This window comes from Streptomyces sp. NPDC052043, from assembly GCF_044548235.1.
Lineage (GTDB): Bacteria > Actinomycetota > Actinomycetes > Streptomycetales > Streptomycetaceae > Streptomyces.
This window is the reverse complement of the sequence record NZ_JBIUBT010000001.1, coordinates 195440-212975: the sequence shown is the minus strand read 5'-3', so window position 1 is coordinate 212975 and position 17536 is coordinate 195440. Positions and strand designations below refer to the sequence as shown.

Sequence of the window (17536 nt, the reverse complement as noted above, 5' to 3'; positions counted from 1 at the left end):
CCGCGTCGGTCCCTGCCTGCCGGACCGCCGCGTCGGTCCCGGCCCGCCGGCACCAACCGGCAGGCCGGGACCTGCCGGCACCACCGGCGCCACTGGCATCACCGGCACCACGGTCGGGACGCGTCAGCCGCCGGAGGTGTCCAGTTCGGCGTCCTCGCCCACGCCCGCGCAGTCGTAGGGGTCCTTCAGCCAGCCGTCCGGCAGCACCACCCGGTTGTTGCCGGAGGTGCGGCCGCGGGGCCCGTCGGCGCCGGCGGGCCAGGGCTGGTCGAGGTCCAGCTCGTCGAGACCGGCGCGCAGCTCCTCGAGGGAGGAGGTGATCGCCAGCCGCTTGCGCATCTCGGAGCCGACCGCGAAGCCCTTGAGGTACCAGGCGACGTGCTTGCGGAAGTCGATCACACCGCGCGACTCGTCGCCGATCCACTCGCCGAGCAGGGTGGCGTGCCGGACCATGACGTCGGCGACCTCGCGCAGGGACGGGCGGGCCAGGTCCTGGCGCCCCTCGAAGGCCGCCACCAGATCGGCGAACAGCCACGGCCGGCCGAGGCAGCCGCGGCCCACGACCACGCCGTCGCAGCCGGTTTCCCGCACCATCCGCAGCGCGTCGTCGGCCGACCAGATGTCGCCGTTGCCGAGCACCGGGATCTCGGGCACGTGCTCCTTCAGGCGCGCGATGGCGTCCCAGTCCGCCGTGCCGCCGTAGTGCTGGGCGGCCGTGCGGCCGTGCAGCGCGATCGCCGTCACGCCCTCCTCGACCGCGATCCGTCCGGCGTCGAGGTGGGTGAGGTGGTCGTCGTCGATGCCCTTGCGCATCTTCATCGTGACCGGCAGGTCGCCGGCCCCGCTGACGGCCTCGCGCAGGATCGCCCGCAGCAGGTTGCGCTTGTAGGGGAGGGCCGAGCCGCCGCCCTTGCGGGTCACCTTGGGCACCGGGCAGCCGAAGTTGAGGTCGATGTGGTCGGCGAGGTCCTCCTCCGCGATCATGCGGACGGCCTTGCCGACGGTGGCCGGGTCCACGCCGTACAGCTGGATCGAGCGCGGGCGCTCGCTCGCGTCGAACCTGATGAGCTGCATGGTCTTGTCGTTGCGCTCGACCAGCGCCCGGGTCGTGATCATCTCGCTGACGTACAGGCCCTTGCCCTGGCTGAACTCCCGGCACAGGGTGCGGAAGGGTGCGTTGGTGATCCCGGCCATGGGGGCCAGCACCACGGGCGGCCAGACGGTGTGCGGGCCGATCTGGAGGGGGGAATCGGGCATGGGCATTCCCCCATTGTCGCGTATCGGCCGGCCCGTATCGGCACGGATCATGTACGCGAATCGGCACGGATCATGTAATAGTCATTAGTTAACCGCACTATTGAAATCCCGTACCATGGAACGCATGCCCGAGCTCAGCCCCCGACGACGGCTTCTGGTTCTCGCGATCTGCTGCATGAGCCTGCTGATCGTGAGCCTGGACAACACCGTTCTGAACGTCGCCCTGCCCTCGATGCAGCGCGAGTTGCACGCGAGCACCTCCGGCCTTCAGTGGACCATCGACGCGTACACGCTGGTGCTGGCCTCGCTGCTGATGCTCGCCGGCTCCACGGCCGACCGGATCGGCCGCAAGGGCGTCTTCATGGCCGGCCTGGTCGTCTTCGGCGTCGGCTCACTGCTGTGCTCCCTCGCGCCGAACCTGGAGCTGCTGGTCGTCTTCCGCATGGTGCAGGCGGTCGGCGGCTCGATGCTCAACCCGGTCGCCATGTCGATCATCACCAACACCTTCACCGACCCGCGTGAGCGGGCCCGCGCGATCGGGGCGTGGGGCGCGGTGGTCGGCCTGTCCATGGCCGCGGGGCCGCTGGTGGGCGGGCTGCTGGTGGAGTCGGTCGGCTGGCGTTCGATCTTCTGGATCAACCTGCCGATCTGCGCGGCGGCGCTGCTGCTCACCCTGCGCTTCGTGCCCAGGTCGCGGGCGCCCAGGGCCCGCAGGACCGACCCCGTCGGCCAGCTGCTGGTCATCGTCCTGTTCGGCGCGCTGACGTACGCGATCATCGAGGCCCCGGAGTCCGGCCTCGCCACCGTCGTGCCGTTCGCCGTCGCCGCGGCGGCGGCTCTGCTCGCCCTGCTGTGGTACGAGCCGCGCCGCGCCGAACCCCTCATCGACCTGCGCTTCTTCCGCTCGGCGCCGTTCAGTGGGGCCACCGTCATCGCGATCAGCGCGTTCGCGGCCCTCGGCGGCTTCCTGTTCCTGTCCACGCTGTACCTGCAGAACGTGCGCGGCCTGGACGCGCTGCACGCGGGCCTGTGGATGCTGCCGCTGGCGGCGCCGACCTTCCTGTGCGCACCGCTGTCCGGGCGCCTGGTCGGCAGCCGGGGGCCGCGTCTGCCCCTGCTGATCGCGGGGATCACGATGACCGCGGGCGCGGTGCTGTTCGCGGCCTTCGAGGCCGAGACCTCCGACCTGACCCTCGTCATCGGGTACGTCCTGTTCGGCATCGGCTTCGGCTTCGTCAACGCGCCCATCACCAACACGGCCGTCTCCGGCATGCCGCGCGCCCAGGCCGGCGTCGCCGCGGCCGTCGCCTCCACCAGCCGCCAGCTCGGGCAGACCCTCGGGGTCGCGGTGGTCGGCGCGCTGCTGGCCGCCGGGATCGGCTCCTCGCCCTACCGGGACGCGTTCGTCCCGGCGGCCCGGGCCGGATGGTGGGTGCTGGTGGTGTGCGGCGCCGTGGTGCTGGCACTGGGCGCGGTCACCAGCGGCCGGTGGGCCAGGGGGACCGCCCGGCGCACGGCCGAACGGCTCCAGGAGCAGGAGGTGCGGGAGGCGGCGGACATCGGCGCCTGAGGCGCCTGAGACGTCTGAGACGTCTGAGACGTCTGACCTGCTGGGCCTCCTGACCTACCTAAGCCCCCTGACCTGCGGAAAGGGGTCCGGCGGCCCGCGCCGAGAAGGCCACGGAAGTGCTCACGTGACGTGTGCGGGCGTTTCCAGGCCGTGACGATCGCTGCGGAGCGGGTCGCCTCCGGTCCGCTTGGTAAGAAAGAGGTAAGCGCGATCATGGCCGCTGAGCTGCGGCTTCTCATCAAAGCACCGCCCGCTCCCAGCCCCGCGTTACTCCTCCCGAGTCGCCGCGCGAGCGCTCAGCGGCAAATCTGGAGAAGCGCGCCGAGCCCTGAGGGCCCGGCGCGACGCAGGGGGGAACCATTCAACGGGAGGCCACCATGCATCTCACCCTCCGCCACTGTGCCCGTGGTGTCGCCGCGGGCGTCCTGTCCGCCGCTCTGGTGTCGGCCGGATCGGCCGCCGCCTTCGCCGCGACCAGCCCGAGCCCGAAGCAGACCCGCATGCACACCACGATGCCGACCAGGGCCGCGTCGATCACGGCCAGGTCCAGCCACGACGCGGTCCGGGCCGGTGAGAGCATCACGCTCACCGGGCGCACCGCGAACCTGGCGACCGGCACCAAGCTGACCGTCGAGCGCATGGAGAACGGCAAGTGGACCGCGCTGCGCACGACCACCGAGGTCAAGAAGGGCGACACCTACACGGTGTCCACCAAGCTCGCGGCCAAGGGCAAGCAGCAGCTGCGCGTGGTGCACGGAGACACGCGCTCCGAGACGGTCACCGTGAACGTGACCTGACCCGGGAGGTGACACGGTGCTAACGGGCTCGTAGCCCGCCCAGCACCAGTTCGAGCACCGCCTCGAACTCCTCCTCGATCGCCGGCCGCTTCCACTCCCGGGCATGACCCGGATCGTGGAAGCGGCCGGTGGCATGAAACAGGGCCCGGGCCGCGACGGCCGGGTCGGCGGCCGTGAAGACACCGGCCGCGACGCCGTCCCGGACGATCCGGGTCAACTGGCCGGTCAGGTCGTCGATGTGCTCGGCGACCGCCACCCCGTTCTCCCCGGTGAGCACCGAGTACGTGGCGAACAGTTCGGGGTCGTCGCCCGCCTTGCGGCGCTTGGCCTCGAACAGCCCCCGCAGCCAGTCGCGCAGCCGGGCCTCCGGGGCCCGCTGCTCGGCGGCGATGCCGGCCAGCGCCTCGGACGTGCGGTCCAGCCACCGCTTGGTCACCGCCTCGCGCAGCGCCGCCTTCGTACGGAAGTGCCGGTAGACACTGCCGTGGCTGACACCGAGCGCGCGGGCCACGTCCACCACGGTGGCCTTGGCCGGCCCGTGGCGGCGCAGCACCTCCTCGGTCGCCTCGAGGATGCGCTCGGCGGTCAGGGTCTCGGTGGTGGGGTGCATGCCCTAGACCGTACCCGGCGCCCTGGTCAGTGTTCGCTGTCCAGGTGGGCCATCTGCGCCTCGGGGTAGCGCGCGCCGGCTGCCGCGTCCGCCGGGACGGCCTCCTCGATGGCCGTGAGGTCGGCCTCCTCCAGCGTGACGGCGGTCGCGCCCAGCGCCTCCGCCAGCCGCTCCCGGGTGCGGGCCCCGATCAGCGGGACGATGACCGTGTCGTGCCGCGGGCCCTGGGAGAGCACCCAGGCGATGGCGGCCTGCGCGACCGTGACGCCCTTGCCCTCGGCGACCTTGCGCAGGGCCTCGACGAGGTCCAGGTTGTGCTGGAGGTTCTCGCCCTGGAAGCGGGGCGAATGGGCCCGGAAGTCGTGCGCGGCGAGCTTGCGGTCACGGGCGAAGTGCCCGGAGATCAGACCGCGCGAGAGCACGCCGTAGGCCGTGACGGCGATGCCGAGTTCGCGGGTGGTGGGCAGGATCCGGTCCTCGACGCCGCGGGAGACGAGCGAGTACTCGATCTGGAGGTCCGAGATCGGCGCGGTGGCGGCGGCCCGGCGGATCGTGTCGGCGCCGACCTCGCTGAGGCCGATGTGCCGGACGTGTCCCTTCTCGACGAGTTCCGCGATGGCGCCGACCGTCTCCTCGATCGGCACGTCCGGGTCGACCCGGGCGATCCGGTAGACGTCGATGTGGTCGACGCCGAGGCGCTGGAGGGAGTAGGCGGCGAAGTTCTTCACGGCGGCCGGACGGCCGTCGTAGCCGGCCCAGTTGCCGTCCGGGTCGCGCAGGGCGCCGAACTTCACGCTGAGCAGGGCCTGTTCGCGGCGGGCCGCGGGGGCGGTGCGCAGGGCCTCGCCGACCAGCATCTCGTTGTGGCCCATGGCGTAGAAGTCGCCGGTGTCGAGCAGGGTCACGCCCGCTTCGAGGGCGGCGTGCACGGTGGCGACGGACTCGGTCCGGTCCGCCTCGCCGTACAGCGCGGACATGCCCATGCAGCCGAGGCCGAGGGCGGAGACCTGGGGTCCGGTGGTTCCGAGGCGGTGGGTGTCCATGGGGGCTCCTTGGGTGGCTCGGAGGGCGGGGTGTACGGGTACCCGCACAGAGCTTCGCATGACAACTGACAGATTTCAATATCTGTCAGTTGTCATCTGTCACCCGCCGCTCCACCTGCCCTCCACCGACGCAGCCGCCGGTCGATTTGGTCCAGACCTATTGACGAGAGGTCTGGACCACGAGCACTGTCATGCCTACGACACCTCACCGCACCCCCACCGGGAGGCTCCGCATGATCCGCCGCAGACTGCGTCTGCTCGCCGCCGCTCTGGCCACCGCCTGTCTCACCCAGCTCTCCGTCGCCCTGGCCCCCACTGCCTCGGCCGCCGACACCTGCGCTGTCAAGTCCAGGCCCACCGGCAAGGTCCTCCAGGGCTACTGGGAGAACTGGGACGGCTCCGCCAACGGTGTCCATCCGCCCTTCGGCTGGACACCGATCACCGACTCGCGCATCGCCGCACACGGCTACAACGTGATCAACGCGGCCTTCCCGGTCATCCGCTCCGACGGGACGGCCCTGTGGGAGGACGGCATGGACGCGGGCGTGAAGGTGGCGACGCCCGCGGAGATGTGTGCGGCCAAGGCGTCCGGGCAGACGATCCTGCTGTCCATCGGCGGCGCGACGGCCGGTATCGACCTCAGCTCGTCGGCCGTGGCGGACCGGTTCGTCGCGACGATCGTCCCGCTCCTGAAGGAGTACAACTTCGACGGCATCGACATCGACATCGAGACGGGCCTGACCGGCAGCGGGAACATCAACGAGCTGTCCCCGTCCCAGGCCAACCTGATCCGGATCATCGACGGGATCCTCGCGCAGATGCCGTCGAACTTCGGCCTGACGATGGCCCCGGAGACCGCCTACGTCACCGGCGGCAGCGTCACCTACGGCTCGATCTGGGGCGCGTACCTGCCGATCGTCAAGAAGTACGCCGACAACGGCCGCCTGTGGTGGCTGAACATGCAGTACTACAACGGCAGCATGTACGGCTGCTCCGGCGACTCCTACGCGGCGGGCACCGTGGCCGGCTTCACCGCCCAGACCGACTGCCTCGCGAGCGGCCTGGTGGTGCAGGGCACGACGATCACGGTCCCCTACGACAAGCAGGTCCCGGGCCTGCCCGCCCAGCCCGGCGCGGGCGGCGGCCACATGGCGCCCGCGCTGGTCTCCGAGGCCTGGAGCCACTACGGCACGAGCCTGAAGGGCCTGATGACCTGGTCGATCAACTGGGACGGGTCGCAGAACTGGACCTTCGGCGACAACGTGAAGGCGCTGCAAGGCCGTTGAGCAACGGTCGCTGAGGAACAGCCGTTGAGCAACGGCGAGCGCCGGACGGCCGCCGAGTGGGACACTCGGCGGCCGTCCGGCGCTGGGGTACTGCCGGGTTACCGGGTCAGCAGCCGACGAGACGGCCGGCCAGGTAGCCCTCGATCTGGTCGAGGGAGACGCGCTCCTGCTTCATGGTGTCGCGCTCGCGGACGGTGACCGCGTTGTCCTCGAGGGTGTCGAAGTCGACCGTGACGCAGTACGGCGTGCCGATCTCGTCCTGGCGGCGGTAGCGGCGGCCGATCGCGCCGGCGTCGTCGAACTCGATGTTCCAGTTCTGGCGCAGGGCCTGGGCCAGGCCCTTGGCCTTGGGCGACAGCTCCGGGTTGCGCGACAGGGGCAGCACCGCGACCTTCACCGGAGCCAGGCGGTGGTCCAGGCGCAGCACCGTGCGCTTCTCCATCTTGCCCTTGGCGTTGGGCGCCTCGTCCTCGACGTAGGCGTCGAGCAGGAAGGCGAGCATCGCCCGGCCGACACCGGCCGCCGGCTCGATGACGTACGGCGTCCAGCGCTCGCCGGCCTCCTGGTCGAAGTAGGAGAGGTCCTGGCCGGAGGCCTTGGCGTGGGAGGAGAGGTCGTAGTCGGTGCGGTTGGCGACACCCTCGAGCTCGCCCCACTCGCTGCCGCCGAACTGGAAGCGGTACTCGATGTCGGCGGTGCGCTTGGAGTAGTGGGAGAGCTTCTCCTTCGGGTGGTCGTACCAGCGCATGTTCTCCTCACGCAGGCCCAGACCGGTGTACCAGCTCCAGCGCTGCTCCATCCAGTACTCCTGCCACTTCTCGTCCTCGCCCGGCTTGACGAAGAACTCCATCTCCATCTGCTCGAACTCGCGGGTGCGGAAGATGAAGTTGCCCGGCGTGATCTCGTTGCGGAAGGACTTGCCCATCTGGGCGATGCCGAACGGCGGCTTGCGGCGCGAGGTGGTCTGCACCTGGGCGAAGTTGGTGAAGATGCCCTGGGCGGTCTCGGGACGCAGGTAGGCGACGGAGCCGGAGTCCTGGGTCGGGCCGAGGTGGGTGGAGAGCAGGCCCGAGAACTGCTTGGGCTCGGTGAACTGGCCCTTGTTGCCGCAGTTGGGGCAGTTGACGTCCGCGAGGCCGTTCTCCGGGGCGCGGCCCTTCTTCTCCTCGTAGGCCTCTTCCAGGTGGTCGGCGCGGAACCGCTTGTGGCAGGAGGTGCACTCCGTCAGCGGGTCCGTGAAGGTGGCGACGTGACCGGAGGCGACCCAGACCTCGGGCGCCAGGATCACGGACGAGTCGATGCCGACCACGTCCTCGCGGGACGTCACCATGTAGCGCCACCACTGACGCTTGAGGTTCTCCTTGAGCTCGACACCCAGGGGCCCGTAATCCCAGGCGGCACGCTGGCCACCGTAGATCTCACTGCAGGGGAATACGAAGCCACGGCGCTTGCTCAGGCTGACGATGGTGTCGATCTTGTCGGCGGCCACGGTGCTCTCTTCATTACGACGACGGGCGACGAAGCGAGACGCTTCACGAGCGAATGCTTCAGGGTACCGGCGGTGGCTCCCCCTCGACCAAATCGGTGCCGGGTAACGGCCCTTTTCGGGTCTCCCACGAGGTTTGTTGACAACGGTTTCCATCTTCGTTGAAAATGACTGTCATGAACGTACGACGACGCCTCATATCTGGTTCCGCCGCGCTGGCGGCCACGACCCTCGGCCTCGGAGCCCTCTCCGCCTGTTCCTCCTCCGACACGGCCGCAGGAGGGGGCAACGGCACGTACGACGTCGTCGCGTCGTTCTACCCGATGGCCTTCCTCGCCGAGCAGATCGGCGGGAGCCACGTGCACGTCACCAGTCTCACCGAGCCCGGCCAGGAGCCGCACGACCTGGAGATCAGCGCCCAGCAGACCGCGCGGCTCGAGAGGTCCGACGCGGTGCTCTACCTCAAGAACCTCCAGCCCTCCGTGGACAAGGCCGTCGCCCAGTCCTCGATCAGGACGAAGATCGACGCGGCCTCCCTGACCACGCTGGAGGAGCACGGCAACGAGGTGGGCGGCCACGCCGCCGCCCACGACGACCACCCCGGCGAGGAGGCCGGCGGCCTGGACCCGCACATCTGGCTCGACCCGGTGCGCTACGCGCAGGTCGCCGAGGGCGTCGGCAAGGCCTTCGAGAAGGGCGACCCGGACCACGCGGCCGACTACCGCAAGAACACCGAGGCCCTGGTCAAGAAGCTCGACGCGCTCAACACCCGGTTCGAGACCGGGCTGAAGAACACCGGGAGCAAGGTGTTCATCACCACCCACGCCGCCTTCGGCTACCTCGCCGAGCGTTACGGCCTGACCGAGGAGGCCATCAACGGCCTCGACCCGGACTCCGAGCCCAGCGCCGCCCGGGTGAGGGACCTGGAGAAGATGGCGAAGGCCGACGGGGTCACCACGGTCTTCTACGAGACGCTGGTCAGCGACAAGACCGCGAAGACCATCGCCAAGGACGCGAACCTGAAGACGGACGTCCTCGACCCGCTCGAGGGCATCACCGACCGGTCCCGCGGCACCGACTACTTCCAGGTCATGGACGCCAACCTCAAGGCGCTGCAGACGGCCCTGGGCACCAAGTGACCCCTACGGAGGACGCCATGGACGTCAGGAGCGAGCCCGAGTCCGTCATATCCCTGCGCGGTGTGCGCGCCGACCTGGGCTCGCGCCCCGTCCTGCGCGGCATCGACCTCACCGTGCGCCGCGGCGAGGTCGTCGCCCTGCTCGGTGCCAACGGCTCCGGCAAGTCGACGGCCGTGCGCAGCGTCATCGGCCAGGTGCCGGTGAGCGCCGGCGAGATCGAGCTGTTCGGCACACCCCGGCGCCGCTTCCGCGACTGGGCGCGCGTCGGTTACGTACCGCAGCGCACGACCGCCGCGGGCGGCGTCCCGGCGACGGTCACCGAGATCGTCTCCTCGGGCCGGCTCTCCCGCACCCGCTTCGGGATCTTCCGCAAGGCCGACCACGCGGCCGTGCGGCACGCCCTGGAGCTGGTCGGCATGGCGGACCGCGCGAAGGACTCCGTGAACGCCCTCTCCGGCGGTCAGCACCAGCGCGTGCTGATCGCCCGCGCGCTCGCCGCCGCGCCCGAGCTGCTGATCATGGACGAGCCGATGGCCGGCGTCGACCTGGCCAGCCAGGAGGTGCTGGCGGGCACGCTGAGGGAGCAGGTGGCGGCCGGTACGACGGTGCTGCTCGTGCTGCACGAGCTGGGCCCCCTGGAGCCGCTGATCGACCGGGCGGTGGTGCTGCGCGACGGCTGCGTCCTGCACGACGGCCCGCCCCCGAAGGCCGTCGGCCAGCATGCCCTGCCCGGCCACGACCACGTACACCCGCACGACGCCTCGGGCGCCGATCCGATCCGCACGGGACTGCTGAGCTGATGGACCTGTTGAACTACGCCTTCATGCAGCGGGCCCTGCTCGCCGCCGTCCTGGTCGGCATCACCGCCCCCGCCGTCGGCATCTACCTCGTCCAGCGCCGCCAGGCCCTGATGGGCGACGGCATCGGCCACGTGGCCATGACCGGCGTCGGCCTGGGCTTCCTGCTGTCCACCTCCCCGGTGTGGATGGCGACGGCCGTCTCCGTGCTGGGCGCGATCCTGATGGAGCTGATCCGCTGGTACGGCCGCACCCGCGGCGACATCGCCCTCGCGATGCTCTTCTACGGCGGCATGGCGGGCGGCGTCATGTTCATCAACCTCGCCCCCGGCGGCTCCAACGCCAACCTGACGTCGTACCTGTTCGGCTCGCTCTCCACGGTCTCGCAGTCCGACGTCACCGCGATCTGCCTGCTGGCCGCCTTCGTCGTCCTGGTCACCCTGGGCCTGCGCCGCCAGCTGTTCGCGGTCAGCCAGGACGAGGAGTTCGCGCGGGTGACCGGGCTGCCGGTGCGCGCCCTGAACCTGCTGACGGCGGTCACGGCGGCGGTGACGGTGACGGTCGCGATGCGCGTGGTGGGGCTGCTGCTGGTCAGCGCGCTGATGGTGGTCCCGGTGGCCGCCGCCCAGCAGCTCACCCGCAGCTTCGCCGCGACCTTCGCGATCGCCGTCGCCATCGGGGTGAGCGTGACGATCGGCGGCACGGTCACCTCGTACTACCAGGACGTGCCGCCCGGCGCGACGATCGTGCTGCTCACCATCGCGGCGTTCATCGCGCTCACCGCGCTGGCCGCGCCGCTGGCCCGGCGACGCGCGCGGGCACTCGCCGCGGCGCAGCCCGCCGGGGACCCCGCCGAGTGCGCGATTCCGGCCACCCGGGCGGCCGGTGACGCAACCGGCGCCTGACCGTCCGCGGGCCACAACTGGCACAATGGCCCACAGGCGAGACGTGAGGAGGCCGACCGGTGACCACCGCTGGACCGCCCGTGAAGGGCCGCGCCACCCGGCAGCGTGCCGCAGTCGCGGCGGCCCTCGACGAGGTCGACGAGTTCCGCAGCGCGCAGGAGCTCCACGACATGCTCAAACACAAGGGGGACTCGGTGGGCCTGACGACGGTCTACCGCACCCTCCAGTCCCTCGCCGACGCGGGCGAGGTCGACGTCCTGCGCACCTCCGACGGCGAGTCGGTCTACCGCCGCTGCTCCACCGGCGAACACCACCACCACCTCGTGTGCCGCATCTGCGGCAAGGCGGTCGAGGTCGAGGGTCCGTTGGTGGAGAAGTGGGCGGAGGCGGTCGCCGCGGAGCACGGCTACGTCAACGTCGCCCACACGGTGGAGATCTTCGGCACCTGCGCGGAGTGCGCGGCGGCGCAGGGCTGAGCGGACTCAGACCCGGGACAGGCTGCGGTCCAGCAGGGCCCGCAGCCTGTCCACGTCCTCAGGGGTGTGCGCGCCCCGCTTGACCAGCACCGCGGCGCAGGCCCCGATGCGGTCGGGGCTGCGGAGCACAAAGCAGCGGTCGGTCTCGGCATAGCTGCCGTAGTTGGCCCATCCCAGGCGTATGTCGGCATGGGTGCTCACCGTCCGCACCCCCTGCTCGCCCACGGTCACGCGCATCACGCCGTGGTGCTGGTTGGCCCTCAGCAGCTGCCGGGCCGTTATCCCGGGCACCCGGGCCATCAGCACCGGCCAGAAGACGAACATCCCCCCGAAGACGAAGAAGACGACGTCGTCCTGGAGCACGCCCAACGCGAACACCGCGGCCCCCAGCAGCCCGACGCAGACCAGGAAGACCGGGCGGTAGAGGATGCCGGCCCGGCCGCGCTTGCGCAGCATCAGCCGCACGGCGTCCGTCAGCTCGTCCTGCCGGTACTCGTACTCCAGCACGACCTCGGCCTCGCGCTGCTCCACCGTCTGTTCGGTCACGGCCCCTCCCCAGGATCATGGTGACGAGCCGTGATCGTAACCACCGCGGGTGACAGCGGCGTGGCCCGGGGACTACTCCTGCCTGCCCTCCATGGCCAGCAGCTCCTCGTTCGGGATGGCGCCGCCGAAGCGGCGGTCGCGGGAGGCGAACTCGACGCAGGCCCGCCACAGGTCGCGGCGGTCGAAGTCGGGCCACAGGACGTCCTGGAAGACCATCTCCGCGTACGCGCTCTGCCAGAGCAGGTAGTTGGACGTGCGCTGCTCACCGCTCGGGCGCAGGAACAGGTCGACGTCCGGCATGTCCGGGTAGTACAGGTACTTCTGGATCGTCTTCTCGGTGACCTTGGCCGGGTCGAGCCGACCGGCCCTGACGTCCTCCGCGAGCGCCTTGGCCGCGTCCGCGAGTTCGGCCCGGCCGCCGTAGTTCATGCAGAAGTACAGCGTGAGCAGGTCGTTGTCCTTGGTCTGCTCCTGGGCGACCTGGAGCTCCTGGGCGACGGACTTCCACAGCTTGGGCATACGGCCCACCCAGCGCACCCGGATGCCCAGCCCGTCGAGCTGGTCGCGGCTCTTGCGGATGAAGTCGCGGTTGAAGTTCATCAGGAAGCGCACCTCCTCGGGCGAGCGCTTCCAGTTCTCGGTGGAGAAGGCGTACAGGGAGATGTTCTCGACGCCGATCTCGATCGCGCCCTGCAACACGTCCAGCACCCGCTCGGCGCCGACCTTGTGCCCCTCGGTGCGGGGCAGCCCGCGCTCCTTGGCCCAGCGTCCGTTCCCGTCCATGACGATCGCCACGTGCTCGGGGACCAGCTCGCCGGGGAGCTTCGGCGCGCGGGCACCGGACGGATGCGGTTCGGGCGCCGTGTACTCGCGGCGCCGACGCCCAAGGATCCCGCGTACGACCATGTGCTTCTCGTCTCCCTAGGTCTTTGTGCGTACTACTGTTCCACGTACCGGAGTGAGCGCAGCCCGCGCTCCAGGTGCCAGTGGAGATAGGCGGACACCAGTCCGCTGCCCTCCCTGACATGCCGCGGCTCGCAGGCGTCGGCCGTCTCCCAGTCCCCCGTGAGCAGCGCGCCGAGCAGTTCCAGCGTCTGCGGCGAGGGTACGACACTGCCGGGCACCCGGCAGTCGGCGCAGACGGAGCCGCCGGAGGCCACCGAGAAGAAGCGGTTCGGGCCGGGCATCCCGCACCGGGCGCAGTCGCCGAAGCTGGGCGCGTAGCCGTTGACGGCCAGCGAGCGCAGCAGGAAGGCGTCGAGCACGAGGTGCGGGGCGTGCTCGCCCCGGGCGAGGGTGCGCAGGCCGCCCACGAGCAGCAGGTACTGCTGGACGGCCGGCTCGCCCTCGTGGTCGGTGAACCGCTCGGCGGTCTCCAGCATGGCCGTCCCGGCGGTGTAGCGGGCGTAGTCGGTCACGATCCCGCCGCCGTAGGGGGCGATGGTCTCGCTCTGCGTGCACAGCGGCAGCCCGCGCCCGACCAGCTCGCTCCCCCGCGCGAAGAACTGCACGTCCACGTGCGAGAACGGCTCCAGCCTGGCCCCGAACTTGGACTTGGTCCGCCGCACGCCTCGCGCCACGGCGCGTACCCGCCCGTGGCCGCGGGTGAGCAGCGTGATGATCCGGTCCGCCTCACCCAGCTTCTGGGTGCGCAGCACGATGCCGTCGTCGCGGAACAGGCTCATGGCGTCCATTCTCGCCCACGTGCGCCGTGGGTGAGACCGCACCTCCGGCCCGGCTTCCGGCGTGGCGCAACCGCGACGGGCTCCGGCCCGTCACTGTGGAGAGCGTTCCGCCCGGACCGGACCGACCGAAGGAGAGTGCCATCCGAGCCCCGAAGAAGGCCGCCCCGACCCGACGTGCCGTCCTGACCACCACCGCCGTCTCCGCTCTCGCCGCGGCGACGGCGGCCGTCACCACGGCCACGCCCGCGTACGCCCTGCCGGAGGCCGACGACACCACCGCGCGGCTGCGCGCCCTGGAACAGAGCCACGGCGCGCGGCTGGGCGTCTTCGCCCACCACCCCGCCACCGGCCGGACCGTCCGGTACCGCGCCGACGAACGCTTCCCGATGTGCTCGGTGTTCAAGACCCTGGCGGCGGCAGCGGTCCTGCGGGACCTGGACCGCCACGGCGAGGTCCTCTCGCGCCGCATCCACTACACCGAGGCCGACCTGGTGTCGGAGGGCTCCGAGCAGACGCGCGCGCACCTGGCCACGGGCATGACCATCGCCGAACTCGCCGACGTCGCCATCCGCTACAGCGACAACACCGCCGGCAACCTGCTCCTGCGCGAGCTCGGCGGCCCGACGGCCATCACCCGTTTCGCCCGTTCGCTCGGCGACCCGGTGACGCGCCTGGACCGCTGGGAGCCGGACCTCAACACCGCCGAGCCCTGGCGGCGCACGGACACCACGAGCCCGCGCGCGATCGGCCGCACCTACGCCCGTCTCGTCCTCGGGGACGCGCTGAACCGTCGCGACCGCCGACTGCTGACGCACTGGCTGCTGAACAACACCACCAGCGCGAAGCGCTTCCGCGAGGGCCTGCCACCGGCCTGGACGGTCGCGGACAAGACGGGCTCCGGTTCCCACGGCACCGCCAACGACGTCGGCGTCGCGTGGACCGAGTCCGGCTCCCCCGTGGTCCTGGCCGTCCTGTCGACCAAGCCTGCCCAGGACGCCCCGTACGACGACGCCCTCGTGGCGCGGGCCGCCGCCGCGGTGGCTCGGGCCCTGGGATAGGCACGGCGGTCAGGGCACCTCGCCGCGACTGCGGGCGTTCGCGTACGCCGTCGCGGCGCTGAGCCGCTCGGCCGGGGTCGCGGCGCGCACCCGCTCCGGCGGGCAGTCCCACTCCCTCCCGCCGCCCAGGGGGCGCAGCTGTACGTACGGCCCCTCGTGGCCCATGACCACACCGACCCGGCCGGTGCCGGTGTCCGTGACGTACGAGCCGACCGGCGGCCGGACCGCACTCACCGCAGCACCGCGGCGAGCCGGGCGGCCGTCTCCACCGAGCAGCGCCCCAGCTCGACGAGCGGACAGGGAGCCTCACGCGCGAGCCCGGCGGGGTCGAGCCGCAGCGAGGGGAGGGCGACTCCCGCCTTTTCGAGTACGGTCCGCAACTCCGCGAGGATGTCCTCCGCCTCCTGCACGCAGGCCGCCGAGTGAACCGGGTTCCGTGCTGCCACTGTGTACTTCCCCTTCCGTCGTTCACGCTTCGCATCTCAACGGTGACGCTCCGCGCCCGCACTCGGAAGAGTTTCGAGCCCTACAAGAGCGAGGTAGCACAAGGGGCTGCCGCACCTCAGGGAGTTCGAGAACGCACAGCCAGTCGCGATCTGTAGGATCCCCCCACACTCCGACCGGCTGAACGGACCCCATGGACATGGCTGCATGGTCTACCCGTCTGGCGCGCCCAGCCGATCTGCCCCGGATCCGGACCCTGTTGACCGGTACGTGCGCGACCGCGTCCATACCGTCGCGGGCGCTCCTCGCCGAGGCACTCGAACGCAGTCTGGTCCGAGTGGCCGAGTCCGCCGAGGAGTTGGTGGGCTGCATAGCCGTGGAGATGCCGTCACCGGGACATGTGCGCCTGTCGGTGATAGCGGTCCGGGACGATATGCGCCGCCAGGGCATGGCCTCGCGGCTCCTGACCGAGACGGTGCAAGGGGTTCCGCGGCGCTCGGGCGAACCGCCCCTGGTCTCCGCCCTGGCGAGCACCGAGCAGTCGCCGGTGACGGGCCTCTTGCTGGCGTGCGGTTTCATCGGCACCCGGGTCATGCGCACCGGCGGCGCCGACGATCCGCTCGTCGTCCACTACCAGTACAAGTTCCGGGTGGAGTACATCGATCCGGACGCACGTCACCTCGTCCAGGTGAGCGCCCGGGAGCAGCTCGTGGAGTCCCTGGCTCCGCCCGACCACGCCGTGACCGCCCTGGTCTCCCTGTCCGGTGAACCCGCTTTCGAGATCGCCCGGTTCGAGCAGGACGACCCGGCGACCCTCCAGTCCGGGGAGGCCGCCTCGGGCATCGCCTTCTCGGGTTCCGTGCTCGCCGCCGTGACCTTCCTCCTGGGCTTCGCCTTCTCGTCGGAGCGGTTTCCCGACGACGTCCGGCTGCTGCTCATCGGGGCGACCTTCAGCACCACGCTCTCCCTGATCGTGTACGCGAGCGCCTCCGGCGAGTTGGCCCGGATCCGTTCGAACTCGTTCGGCAGGATCATGAAATGGGGGAACGTACTGTCGGAGTACGGCGGGGTACTGCCGTTCCTGATCTCGCTGCCCGTCACCTACGCCCAAGTCAGCAGCGATCCCTGGACGACCCTGGTCCTGGCGGCCGTGCTCAGCGCCGCGATCGCCTGGTACGAGCACTCCGAGTTCTCCATCGCCCACAGGTTCCGGCGGAGTCGGACCGAGAGGGCCCTGCTGGTGCTCACCGCCCTCTCCCCGACGGTCGGTGCGGTACTGGTCTCGACGAAGACCACCAGTTGGCCGTGGACCGCCGGCCTGACCGTCACGCTGGCGGCCAGGACCTGGCTGTACCTGGCGCGCAGAGGTGCGGAGAAGGGCATCACGGAGCGCCGTCAGTGGCAGATCAGAAGGTGAGTTCCCCTGCTCTGCCGATCCGCTCGGCGACCTCGCGGGCGCATCCCCACGACAGGGTCACTCCCGCTCCACCATGACCGTAGTTGTGCACGAGCAGCGTGCCCTCGCGTGCTTCCTCCGCGAGCCGGACCTCCGACCGCACGGGCCGCAGCCCGACCCGGTGCCCCAGGATCCGGGCGCCCGCGAGGGACGGCTCGACCGCGACGCAGCGTCGTACGATCTCGCGTGCCGCGGCCGCGTCGGGGCGCAGGTCCCAGTTCCCGGACCCGGCTGTTCCGCCCAGGACCACGGCATCGGAGTGGGGGTAGATGTAGATCAGTTCCTCCGCGCCCGGGGTGTCGTCGGCGAAGAACGACCGGAGCCCCGGATTCTCCACCACCACCAGTTGGCCGCGCACCGCCTCGACCGCCGGGTCCGCCGCGAGCGAACGGGCTCCCACACCTGAGCAGTTGACGACGACCGGCGCCTCGCCCAGCGCTTCTTCGAGCGTCCCGTAACGGTGCCGCCGGAGGTGACCGCCCGCCCGCTCGAAGCGACGGGCGAGGTAGTGCAGATACCGGGGCATGTCGACCACGGGAGCACGGTAGCGCCACCCGGTCACGAAACCCGGGCGCAGTTCGCCGGGCGCGCAGACGCTCGCCTCGACCAGGCTGCCCCACGCCGGCATGGGGCAGGGGACCGTGGACTCGTGGGTGCCGTCCAGCACCCGGACCCCGGTGTCCGCGTCGGCGCTGAGCGCCTTCAGCACCGACAGGGTCACCCGGCTCCAGGCCTCGACCCGATGAGCGGGCTCGACCAGATACGGGTCCCACATCGCACCCGCGGCCGCCGAGGTCGTCTCACCGGGGGCCCGGTCGGTGTCCACGCGTACGTCCATGCCGGACTCCGCCAGGCACACGGCCGTGGTGAGCCCCGAGACTCCGGCGCCGATCACCACTACGTCGGCGGGCAATGCTCACCCTCCTTCTTTCACGCTTCGCATCTCCAAGGTAACCCTCCGCACCTACACTCGGAAGACTT

General features: G+C 70.9%; 19 protein-coding genes. 9 read left to right on the top strand and 10 right to left on the bottom strand.

What is annotated here, in order from left to right:
• Positions 1–123: 123 nt before the first annotated feature.
• Complete coding sequence (gene dusB / locus ACIHCX_RS00920; protein WP_400025324.1) at positions 124–1263, bottom strand: tRNA dihydrouridine synthase DusB; 1140 nt, start codon at positions 1261–1263, stop codon at positions 124–126.
• A gap of 118 nt (positions 1264–1381) precedes the next feature.
• Between dusB and ACIHCX_RS00915 the strand changes: the two genes are divergently transcribed.
• Positions 1382–2827 carry an MFS transporter gene (locus tag ACIHCX_RS00915; protein WP_400025322.1) on the top strand — a complete coding sequence of 482 codons (1446 nt, stop codon included), beginning with the start codon at positions 1382–1384 and terminating at the stop codon, positions 2825–2827.
• Positions 2828–3204: 377 nt separating this feature from the next.
• Positions 3205–3624, top strand: a complete 420-nt coding sequence (locus tag ACIHCX_RS00910) for a hypothetical protein (RefSeq protein ID WP_400025320.1) — start codon at positions 3205–3207, stop codon at positions 3622–3624.
• A gap of 19 nt (positions 3625–3643) precedes the next feature.
• On the opposite strand, the gene ACIHCX_RS00905 is transcribed toward ACIHCX_RS00910, so the two are convergent.
• Entirely contained in the window at positions 3644–4234 is a 591-nt protein-coding gene (locus ACIHCX_RS00905) for a TetR/AcrR family transcriptional regulator (protein WP_400025318.1), read from the bottom strand.
• Positions 4235–4260: 26 nt separating this feature from the next.
• Positions 4261–5277 carry an aldo/keto reductase gene (locus ACIHCX_RS00900; RefSeq protein ID WP_400025316.1) on the bottom strand — a complete coding sequence of 339 codons (1017 nt, stop codon included), beginning with the start codon at positions 5275–5277 and terminating at the stop codon, positions 4261–4263.
• Positions 5278–5510: 233 nt separating this feature from the next.
• Between ACIHCX_RS00900 and ACIHCX_RS00895 the strand changes: the two genes are divergently transcribed.
• Positions 5511–6563: a chitinase gene (locus tag ACIHCX_RS00895; protein ID WP_400025314.1), complete on the top strand. Its 1053-nt coding sequence runs from the start codon at positions 5511–5513 to the stop codon at positions 6561–6563.
• A gap of 106 nt (positions 6564–6669) precedes the next feature.
• Here the strand turns inward: ACIHCX_RS00895 and ACIHCX_RS00890 are convergent, their stop codons facing one another.
• A complete protein-coding gene (locus ACIHCX_RS00890; protein WP_400025313.1) occupies positions 6670–8052 on the bottom strand; it encodes a glycine--tRNA ligase in 1383 nt (460 codons plus the stop codon).
• A gap of 173 nt (positions 8053–8225) precedes the next feature.
• Between ACIHCX_RS00890 and ACIHCX_RS00885 the strand changes: the two genes are divergently transcribed.
• From ACIHCX_RS00885 to ACIHCX_RS00870, 4 genes are read left to right on the top strand one after another with little or no spacing between them, the layout of a single operon-like run.
• Positions 8226–9188 carry a metal ABC transporter substrate-binding protein gene (locus tag ACIHCX_RS00885; protein ID WP_400025311.1) on the top strand — a complete coding sequence of 321 codons (963 nt, stop codon included), beginning with the start codon at positions 8226–8228 and terminating at the stop codon, positions 9186–9188.
• 17 nt (positions 9189–9205) lie between these two features.
• Entirely contained in the window at positions 9206–9988 is a 783-nt protein-coding gene (locus ACIHCX_RS00880) for a metal ABC transporter ATP-binding protein (protein WP_400025309.1), read from the top strand.
• Complete coding sequence (locus ACIHCX_RS00875) at positions 9988–10890, top strand: metal ABC transporter permease (RefSeq protein WP_400025307.1); 903 nt, start codon at positions 9988–9990, stop codon at positions 10888–10890. The genes ACIHCX_RS00880 and ACIHCX_RS00875 overlap by 1 nt, the downstream gene beginning before the upstream one ends.
• Before the next feature lie 59 nt (positions 10891–10949).
• Complete coding sequence (locus tag ACIHCX_RS00870) at positions 10950–11366, top strand: Fur family transcriptional regulator (RefSeq protein WP_400025306.1); 417 nt, start codon at positions 10950–10952, stop codon at positions 11364–11366.
• Positions 11367–11372: 6 nt separating this feature from the next.
• On the opposite strand, the gene ACIHCX_RS00865 is transcribed toward ACIHCX_RS00870, so the two are convergent.
• The 3 genes from ACIHCX_RS00865 to recO all read right to left on the bottom strand — a co-directional run bounded on the left by ACIHCX_RS00865 (position 11373) and on the right by recO (position 13597).
• Entirely contained in the window at positions 11373–11912 is a 540-nt protein-coding gene (locus ACIHCX_RS00865) for a YcxB family protein (RefSeq protein WP_400025304.1), read from the bottom strand.
• 72 nt (positions 11913–11984) lie between these two features.
• Positions 11985–12818, bottom strand: coding sequence for an isoprenyl transferase (locus ACIHCX_RS00860; RefSeq protein WP_400025302.1), 834 nt, complete (start codon positions 12816–12818; stop codon positions 11985–11987).
• Positions 12819–12850: 32 nt separating this feature from the next.
• On the bottom strand, positions 12851–13597 hold the full coding sequence (recO, locus tag ACIHCX_RS00855; RefSeq protein WP_400025300.1) for a DNA repair protein RecO: 747 nt from the start codon (positions 13595–13597) through the stop codon (positions 12851–12853).
• Between the two features lie 182 nt (positions 13598–13779).
• On the opposite strand from recO, the gene bla reads away from it, so the two are divergent.
• Positions 13780–14655, top strand: coding sequence for a class A beta-lactamase (gene bla, locus ACIHCX_RS00850; RefSeq protein WP_400026558.1), 876 nt, complete (start codon positions 13780–13782; stop codon positions 14653–14655).
• A gap of 9 nt (positions 14656–14664) precedes the next feature.
• Here the strand turns inward: bla and ACIHCX_RS00845 are convergent, their stop codons facing one another.
• Positions 14665–14889, bottom strand: coding sequence for a hypothetical protein (locus ACIHCX_RS00845; protein WP_400026618.1), 225 nt, complete (start codon positions 14887–14889; stop codon positions 14665–14667).
• On the bottom strand, positions 14886–15101 hold the full coding sequence (locus tag ACIHCX_RS00840; protein WP_400025298.1) for a hypothetical protein: 216 nt from the start codon (positions 15099–15101) through the stop codon (positions 14886–14888). The genes ACIHCX_RS00845 and ACIHCX_RS00840 overlap by 4 nt, the downstream gene beginning before the upstream one ends.
• A 197-nt stretch (positions 15102–15298) precedes the next feature.
• Between ACIHCX_RS00840 and ACIHCX_RS00835 the strand changes: the two genes are divergently transcribed.
• On the top strand, positions 15299–16516 hold the full coding sequence (locus ACIHCX_RS00835) for a GNAT family N-acetyltransferase (protein ID WP_400025296.1): 1218 nt from the start codon (positions 15299–15301) through the stop codon (positions 16514–16516).
• Here the strand turns inward: ACIHCX_RS00835 and ACIHCX_RS00830 are convergent.
• Positions 16506–17468, bottom strand: coding sequence for an FAD-dependent oxidoreductase (locus tag ACIHCX_RS00830; RefSeq protein ID WP_400025294.1), 963 nt, complete (start codon positions 17466–17468; stop codon positions 16506–16508). The two genes, ACIHCX_RS00835 and ACIHCX_RS00830, sit on opposite strands and share 11 nt — an antisense overlap.
• Between the last annotated feature and the right edge of the window lie 68 nt (positions 17469–17536).

Bases quoted from the DNA above. Each gene is read 5' to 3' on its own strand.
- dusB (WP_400025324.1), bottom strand. From the start codon at position 1,263: ATGCCCATGCCCGATTCCCCCCTCCAGATCGGCCCGCACACCGTCTGG.
- ACIHCX_RS00915 (WP_400025322.1), top strand. From the start codon at position 1,382: ATGCCCGAGCTCAGCCCCCGACGACGGCTTCTGGTTCTCGCGATCTGC.
- ACIHCX_RS00910 (WP_400025320.1), top strand. From the start codon at position 3,205: ATGCATCTCACCCTCCGCCACTGTGCCCGTGGTGTCGCCGCGGGCGTC.
- ACIHCX_RS00905 (WP_400025318.1), bottom strand. From the start codon at position 4,234: ATGCACCCCACCACCGAGACCCTGACCGCCGAGCGCATCCTCGAGGCG.
- ACIHCX_RS00900 (WP_400025316.1), bottom strand. From the start codon at position 5,277: ATGGACACCCACCGCCTCGGAACCACCGGACCCCAGGTCTCCGCCCTC.
- ACIHCX_RS00895 (WP_400025314.1), top strand. From the start codon at position 5,511: ATGATCCGCCGCAGACTGCGTCTGCTCGCCGCCGCTCTGGCCACCGCC.
- ACIHCX_RS00885 (WP_400025311.1), top strand. From the start codon at position 8,226: ATGAACGTACGACGACGCCTCATATCTGGTTCCGCCGCGCTGGCGGCC.
- ACIHCX_RS00880 (WP_400025309.1), top strand. From the start codon at position 9,206: ATGGACGTCAGGAGCGAGCCCGAGTCCGTCATATCCCTGCGCGGTGTG.
- ACIHCX_RS00875 (WP_400025307.1), top strand. From the start codon at position 9,988: ATGGACCTGTTGAACTACGCCTTCATGCAGCGGGCCCTGCTCGCCGCC.
- ACIHCX_RS00860 (WP_400025302.1), bottom strand. From the start codon at position 12,818: ATGGTCGTACGCGGGATCCTTGGGCGTCGGCGCCGCGAGTACACGGCG.
- recO (WP_400025300.1), bottom strand. From the start codon at position 13,597: ATGAGCCTGTTCCGCGACGACGGCATCGTGCTGCGCACCCAGAAGCTG.
- ACIHCX_RS00835 (WP_400025296.1), top strand. From the start codon at position 15,299: ATGGCTGCATGGTCTACCCGTCTGGCGCGCCCAGCCGATCTGCCCCGG.